Genomic DNA, 6,738 nt, shown 5'->3' on the forward strand with positions numbered 1-6,738 from the left:
ATAGTTCGATTATTCTAGAAATATAGTTTATGGGAGGTTTCATGAATAGCTGGATTTCTATGTTTACTAACGCGGCAGAGATGTTCTTGTTTCTTGCTGTCGAGTTGTCTGCGCTTTTTTTTCTGATTAGTGCGGGTGTTAGCCTTATCAGGCAAAAAATTCCGGACCAAAAGATTCAAAGAATGTTAGGGGCGAGAAAGGGGAGAGGTTACATACTTGCATCGCTGTTAGGAGCTGTAACACCGTTTTGCAGCTGCTCTACAATTCCCATGTTACGCGGACTGTTATCAGCAAAAGCAGGCTTCGGTCCAACACTTACATTTTTGTTTGTTTCACCTCTGCTTAACCCGATAATCATTGGTCTGATGTGGGTTACTTTTGGTTGGAAAGTTACCCTGCTATACGCTGTTATAGCTGCAACAGTTTCCGTACTGGCAAGTATTTTGTTAGATGTGCTTGGTTTTGACCGACATATTGTCGAAACATCAAAACCGCTGGCTAGCTGTTGTGGTGTTAGCAGTGGAAAAACTCTTGAAACTAAACTACGGAGTGTTTCAGCTTGCTGTTCTGTATCAAATCAACAGGACATAGGGGCTAATAGTTGTTCTAAACCACAAGAAACGTTTAAGAGTTTCTCAGCATTTCGGGGCACAAATTGTGAATTGAGCTGCGAGACAGGTCAAACAAATAAACAATTCTTCCCGAAAAGTGTAGTAAGAGATCCTGGTGCGATACGTCTGGCATTTCAGGATGCCTGGACTCAATTTAAAGATGTATTACCTTATCTGATGTTAGGTATTGTTATAGGGTCGTTTATCTACGGTTTTATACCTGCAGAGTGGATTGCTGCTCATGCCGGGCATGATAATCCGTTTGCGATTCCATTAAGTGCAGTTATTGGAATACCTTTGTATATACGTGCTGAGGCAGTAATTCCGTTGGCATCAGTCTTGATGGATAAAGGCATGGGAACGGGAGCAGTAATGGCTCTGATTATTGGTAGCGCTGGAGCTAGTCTGACGGAAGTAATACTGCTTAAATCAATGTTCAAAACACCCTTGATTGCTGCATTCCTGACCGTTATTTTGGGCATGGCGATTATTATGGGATACCTGACACAGTTGTTATTTTGATTGGGTATGTTAGACAGAACCAGAAAAAGTTGCAGGGGGGGCGAGCGTATGAAAGTTGTGCAATCAATCCCCATCAATACAGTTATCCAAATTTAAGGACGTTGATATCTCCATACTTACTATGGTGTTCAAACAACAAGTCCGCATTGGATTGAACCCGCTTCGGCGGGTTTTTTTGCATCTAATTGATAGGCAAAGGTTAGCAATTTGTGCTCTTAAGTCATTGATCATTTCAATGTATCGGTGTACTGTACAAATGTACAGTATTGCAGTGGAGGCTAATATGAAAGTTGAACTCACCATTGATCGTACTAAAGAACTTCCAAAGGGAGCAGTTCCGGCGCTGGAGAAAGAGTTACTTAAAAGGTTGGGTAATCAGTATGAGAACTGCAGCCTGAGCATACGTCGTGCAGGTTCTGATGGCTTAAGTGTTCTTGGTGGTAACAAGGAAGATAAAAAGAAAATTGAGACGATTCTCCAGGAGACCTGGGAAAGTGCTGGCGACTGGTTTTATTAATTATTTTGGGTGTTGCTTTTATCCCGTTTGCATGGGGGAGTTTAAGTGAAAGAAAAATTAGAATTGCCCCAAAAAGGCTACGCAGTCATCAGATGTCACGATGGAGTCATCGTTGCCAGACTGCAATCATTTCCCGAGTGTGAGCGCGCCCTGATGTACCGTCGCGGTAGCATGGTGTCTTTCATGCCTCTTCAGGATAATGAAATTATTGGTACACCGACGTTGTTTACTCAGATGCTGGAAAGGGCTGGTTATCGCGTTACAAAGAATTCTGTTACACTCCCGTCATAGGCCTGAACAACCTATACCTGCTGCGCCACAGGAGAAAAGCCCCATGGCGCAAGATCAATTCAAGCAATCCCACATACTGACGTTAACCAACGCCAGCGATTTTCTTTTTGCCGCATCCAGAGGTGCGTTATGAAGAAAAGCTGGTTTCAACATACCCAACTCACCACTGAGCAGGCTGACGAACTGGAAGCCCGCTATCGCGCAAAGCAGATTAAGACAGAGCGCAGTCTGGATAATGACTTTATTCACTGGACGATCAGCGCGTTCTTGCCAGAAGTATCTAAGCCTCCGCGTCAGGACAGAACCTGGCAACAACGGATCTGGAGGTGAGTGTGAAAGTCTACGATATCACCCCCATGGGCAAGCCCAGAATGACGCGCGCTGACAAATGGAAAAAGCGCCCCGAGGTTCTGCGTTACCGGGCTTTCTGTGATGAAGTTCGTCTGCAGGGTGTTGAGCTGCCGGAAAGCGGTTCGCATGTCACCTTCATTCTTCCGATGCCAGCGAGCTGGAGCAAAAAGAAACGGGCTGATTTCAACGGTAAACCACACCAGACTAAACCTGATTTCGACAACATGATGAAAGCCCTGATGGATGCTATTTACGAAGATGACGCCCACATCTGGGATTCACGCGTCACTAAATTATGGGGAGAGAAGGGACAAATAATTATTGGGGAGATAGCAGAATGAGGGCGCTGCTGAAGCCGGTGGTTGCGCGTGAGCTTGGAATTGTGCTGCTCAAGCCGGGCAGCGAGCTGATGTCATTATTCAGTTGTGAACGTGTGCTGGTAGAAAGCCAGCCGGCAGGAATGGAACGGTTGCCTGCTGGCCGTGTTCCTGACGTTCGCCAGCCGCTTGCCAGTGACGAGTCCCTGCGACCGTTCTTCCTTGATGAAAAGGTTATTAAGGCTGCTGGTGGTTTGAGTGGCCTTGATTACTGGCTTATGCGTTATGGCGGCCATTGCTGTCAGTGGCCACACAGCGATTACCATTATCACGAGTTAACTCTCCTGCGCCATGAACCCGGATCGGTTCTTCTGTGCGGACATTGTGATAACCATTTGCGCGACCACTACAGCGAACAACTTGCAGAACTGGCAAGACGTAATGTTTTTAACTGGATTATCAACAGCATCATGGTGGCGCTTAATCAGGATCCGTCCAGAGAACTTTCGCTGCCGGAGCTTTGCTGGTGGGCGGTACGCATGGGGGTTACTGACGCAATTCCCGAATCAGTAGCCAGACGGGCGCTTCGTATTCCTCCGGAAGAGCATCAGTCAGTCATGCGTGAATGCGATATCGAATCGGGTGTAACCGCCACCAGCATCATTACAGCCAAAGCCAGCACAGTAACCGTGAACATGCTGCCAGAGCAGGTGCCTGCGGTTAAGCCCGTAGTTGGTGTTCTGGTCGATCCTGAGTCCCCGCAAACCTTTATGAAACGTCCAAAGCGGATCCGCTGGACGGCCCCCGGATATCTGGAATGGATTAAAACACAGCCCTGCGAATGCTGTGGCAAACCATCCGATGACCCACACCATTTAATTGGCTGGGGGCAGGGAGGTATGGCAACGAAGGCGCATGATATTTTCGCGATCCCTTTGTGTCGTCAGTGCCATACAGAACTACATAACGACCCGGTGAAGTTTGAGCGAAAGCATGTACCTCAGCTGGTAATGATTATCAGAGTGCTGGACCGGGCTTACGGGCTCGGTGTTCTGGCGTAAGGAGAAAAACAGGATGACACCACGTCAACGCCGCAATCATTTTGAAGCACTTGGTAAAGCAGCATCTGCGCCGCGTAAAAGTTGGCTCGGTAAATGTATCCTCCTGACGGGGATCCAGTCCGGATGGATTAAGTCCCTGCTCACTACCTGGGGGGAAGGTGTGGGAGGAAAAACTGCTCCTCGTTTGCCGCGAGGACATGCGTGTTGGAATGTGCTTAAGGGACGGAACTGGTCAGATAAGGCACTCGAGCGATTCACCGTTGCGTTAAATCAGGCGAGAGAAGAGGGATTCCGTGGACAGCAGGCAATGAACAGGGCACACAGCATTCTCTGGCCCCAGTCACCCACCAGTGTAATTGACGAGGCCCTGCATAGTGACGATGTCGATTTTGTTGAGCAATGCGTACTGCAGGCGCTGGATATAAACGATCCGGTTTATGTTGTTGGTCTTCAGTATTACACCACCCGAAAAAAAGTCTCAGACATAACCCGGGAACTGCAGGCGATTGCGCCATGGCTGACACAAGAAAAGGCCAGAGAGCGAGTGAAGTGGTGTTTACAGATTTTCAGAGCAAAGGTGTTCTTGTCAGCGAAAGCACTTTTGGAAAGCAAGGAATAATATTTTTGCTTTTTTGTGCTGTTTTTTGTGTCTGGTATTGAAAACTACCCAGAAAGTTAGATAATCCATTCATGCTTGGCAGAGCTGCGCCACGATGGCAGCGACGAAAAGCGAACAATTTGAATATAACGAGAACCCCGCCAGCGCGGGGTTTTTGCTTTCCGGCGATACGACAGGGGTATTCGCGAGGTGTATTACACCAGTACCCCTGTCATATCGCCGTGCTGAATCGTTAACTTGAAAACAAGTTCTCACAACGCTCCAGTGCTTTTTCGTTTTTAACTCAAAGGAAAAATGGTTGGGGGTAGCTGCTAAACGTAGACATCAATATTTTTAGTATTATTCCCTGCAACGTTCGAACCTGATTTGTCACTTACCGTAGGTAATGCTCCCGATACCATTTGGTTTTTTTCTGCTTCTTGTTTTTGTAATTGAGCAATTTTTGCGTATATAGACTCGATTTGCCTTTGAATCATTTCCATCTGCTGTTTAAGCAGTTTTGCCTCATCTTCGGAGGTTACTTCATTTATTTTTGAACCCATGGCGCTGAGCTCTTTTGTCAACTCACCAATTTGTTTTTTCAGGTTTTGAATTTGTTGTGAAACAGAGTTGCCAGTACTTGAAGGTACTTGTTTTACTGTGCTTTGCAGTATGTCCTGACTCAAAGTGCTAACTGTCATACTCATGGTGGTTCCTCCGGGCTTACATTTATTACCCATTATCGTCATCTTTCGAAATTACTTTATTAGCAAAGGTTAAGTTGTGGCTTCCTGCACCACAGCATTATTTGTACCACTCTAAACTATCTGCTGAGTATCGCGGAGGAGCTTATGAAAGAAGGTTACTACTGGATTCAGCATGTCGGTGTTGTACAGGTGGCGTACTACACGAATGACACTGTTGATGATCTGGAAACGGGTAAAACAATCACAGGTGTCTGGCATCTGACCAGAGGCGATGACATTTGTCATAACGGTGAAGCAGAGGTGTTTGAAGGTCCTCTTACTCCACCTATATAAACAACCGCACTTACTTCGAGGCAGCCGCATGGTGGCCTTTTCCATTTCGGGCTCACGGGTATCACTCTCTACGTGCTTTGTTGATAAATCAAGCCCGTGAAGTCTGATCCTTTTAGAATAATAGTGCTGTTTGATTGCAGGTTTTTCTTATTGGTTCTAAAGTTATAGAGCATCTAGTAAAAGCTCTCGTTTTGACGTAATTGTGATGAATCCCCCTAAGCGGAGGGGTGAAACTGACAGTAAACAAAGTCATGGAATGACATGCTTAGTGCACACGGGTCATGGTTTGTCAGCCAAAGTCCACCGGGAGGCACCCGGCATCACGTTAATCAAAATACTTCTTTTCAGGCCCACTCCATGGAATGGGCCTTTTTCTTGCATTTTGATAGTGTAATTCTAGCTAACGGAATGTCATCTAAGCGCGTGGCGATTCATTTCTTATCGAACTACAAGTACAGGGCAACCAGCGTGTCGGACAACGGCGGCTGCATTCGATCCTAAGAGGTAGGTTGAAATGTCTGGACGATGTGAGGCAATAATGATTAAGTCAGCATCGATTGATTTAGCGAGATTAAGTATTTGATCCTTTGGTGACCCAGCGGCTGCATGTGTTTGGGTTTTTCCCGCAGGGATTTTGAATTGCTTCACGATTTCATCCAGTTTCAATAATGCAGCGTGCTGAATGTCTTTTAATTTTGGCATTTCTGCTGAATATGCCAGACCTAAAGATGAGTAATAAGGCAATGTGGGAACTACTGTTAGAAAATGTACTTTAGCAGTATTTAATACAGAATGAGCCTGAACATAGGGGATAACTTGCCGTGTTAAGTCAGTCTCAGAAACATCAATTGGTACTAAAATAGAGTTGTACATTTTAGCCATCCTGTTTGTTTTTTGTTCGGCAGGAAGTTTAGTATCTGGGACAAAAAAAAATGTGTCTTGGCTGGCAAAACTTACGAATTGGTACCTTCATACTATTTGCGCTTTCAATCTAATGATTCTGGGGGGCAGGATTCATTATGTAGGTATTGTTCAAGTATCAGAGTTGCTTAAGACTCCACTGGTAATGACTCCAACTTATTGATAGTGTTTTATGTTCAGATAATGCCCGATGACTTTGTCATGCAGCTCCACCGATTTTGAGAACGACAGCGACTTCCGTCCCAGCCGTGCCAGGTGCTGCCTCAGATTCAGGTTATGCCGCTCAATTCGCTGCGTATATCGCTTGCTGATTACGTGCAGCTTTCCCTTCAGGCGGGATTCATACAGCGGCCAGCCATCCGTCATCCATATCACCACGTCAGAGGGTGACAGCAGGCTCATAAGACGCCCCAGCGTCGCCATAGTGCATTCACCGAATACGTGCGCAACAACCGTCTTCCGGAGCCTGTCATACGCGTAAAACAGCCAGCGCTGGCGCGATTTAGCCC

10 protein-coding genes and 1 pseudogene are annotated in these 6,738 nt (G+C 46.2%); 8 read left to right on the forward strand and 3 right to left on the reverse strand.

Translation table 11 applies throughout. The features are described 5' to 3' along the window. Window positions 1–41 precede the first annotated feature (41 nt). From OGX92_RS05170 to OGX92_RS05200, 7 genes are all read left to right on the forward strand, one after another. Window positions 42–1,133: a permease gene (locus OGX92_RS05170; protein WP_057068807.1), complete on the forward strand. Its 1,092-nt coding sequence runs from the start codon at window positions 42–44 to the stop codon at window positions 1,131–1,133. Between the two features lie 283 nt (window positions 1,134–1,416). Further along, on the forward strand, window positions 1,417–1,650 hold the full coding sequence (locus OGX92_RS05175) for a DinI-like family protein (RefSeq protein WP_191215632.1): 234 nt from the start codon (window positions 1,417–1,419) through the stop codon (window positions 1,648–1,650). A 45-nt stretch (window positions 1,651–1,695) separates the two neighbouring features. Then, complete coding sequence (locus OGX92_RS05180; RefSeq protein ID WP_191215633.1) at window positions 1,696–1,941, forward strand: hypothetical protein; 246 nt, start codon at window positions 1,696–1,698, stop codon at window positions 1,939–1,941. A gap of 129 nt (window positions 1,942–2,070) precedes the next feature. After that, complete coding sequence (locus OGX92_RS05185) at window positions 2,071–2,271, forward strand: hypothetical protein (protein ID WP_048235144.1); 201 nt, start codon at window positions 2,071–2,073, stop codon at window positions 2,269–2,271. A gap of 2 nt (window positions 2,272–2,273) precedes the next feature. Continuing rightward, window positions 2,274–2,633, forward strand: a complete 360-nt coding sequence (locus tag OGX92_RS05190; protein ID WP_191215634.1) for a RusA family crossover junction endodeoxyribonuclease — start codon at window positions 2,274–2,276, stop codon at window positions 2,631–2,633. Next, window positions 2,630–3,670 (forward strand): DUF968 domain-containing protein, encoded by a 1,041-nt coding sequence (locus tag OGX92_RS05195; RefSeq protein WP_286586303.1) that lies wholly within the window; start codon window positions 2,630–2,632, stop codon window positions 3,668–3,670. Before OGX92_RS05190 ends, OGX92_RS05195 begins: the two co-directional genes overlap by 4 nt. Before the next feature lie 13 nt (window positions 3,671–3,683). Beyond that, a complete protein-coding gene (locus OGX92_RS05200) occupies window positions 3,684–4,289 on the forward strand; it encodes a hypothetical protein (RefSeq protein WP_286586304.1) in 606 nt (201 codons plus the stop codon). 311 nt (window positions 4,290–4,600) lie between these two features. On the opposite strand, the gene OGX92_RS05205 is transcribed toward OGX92_RS05200, so the two are convergent. Continuing rightward, window positions 4,601–4,975: a FlxA-like family protein gene (locus OGX92_RS05205; protein ID WP_286586305.1), complete on the reverse strand. Its 375-nt coding sequence runs from the start codon at window positions 4,973–4,975 to the stop codon at window positions 4,601–4,603. 144 nt (window positions 4,976–5,119) lie between these two features. Here OGX92_RS05205 and OGX92_RS05210 point away from each other — a divergent pair, with 144 nt between their 5' ends. After that, window positions 5,120–5,308 carry a hypothetical protein gene (locus tag OGX92_RS05210; RefSeq protein ID WP_048221178.1) on the forward strand — a complete coding sequence of 63 codons (189 nt, stop codon included), beginning with the start codon at window positions 5,120–5,122 and terminating at the stop codon, window positions 5,306–5,308. A 438-nt stretch (window positions 5,309–5,746) separates the two neighbouring features. On the opposite strand, the gene uspF is transcribed toward OGX92_RS05210, so the two are convergent. Together uspF and OGX92_RS05220 are read right to left on the reverse strand one after the other, a co-directional pair. After that, window positions 5,747–6,181 (reverse strand): universal stress protein UspF, encoded by a 435-nt coding sequence (uspF, locus tag OGX92_RS05215; RefSeq protein WP_048221179.1) that lies wholly within the window; start codon window positions 6,179–6,181, stop codon window positions 5,747–5,749. 204 nt (window positions 6,182–6,385) lie between these two features. Next, window positions 6,386–6,738: pseudogene (locus OGX92_RS05220) on the reverse strand (IS1-like element IS1B family transposase); the annotation flags it as partial.

It is taken from the genome of Citrobacter sp. Cpo089, assembly GCF_030332695.1.
Taxonomy (GTDB): domain Bacteria; phylum Pseudomonadota; class Gammaproteobacteria; order Enterobacterales; family Enterobacteriaceae; genus Citrobacter; species Citrobacter portucalensis.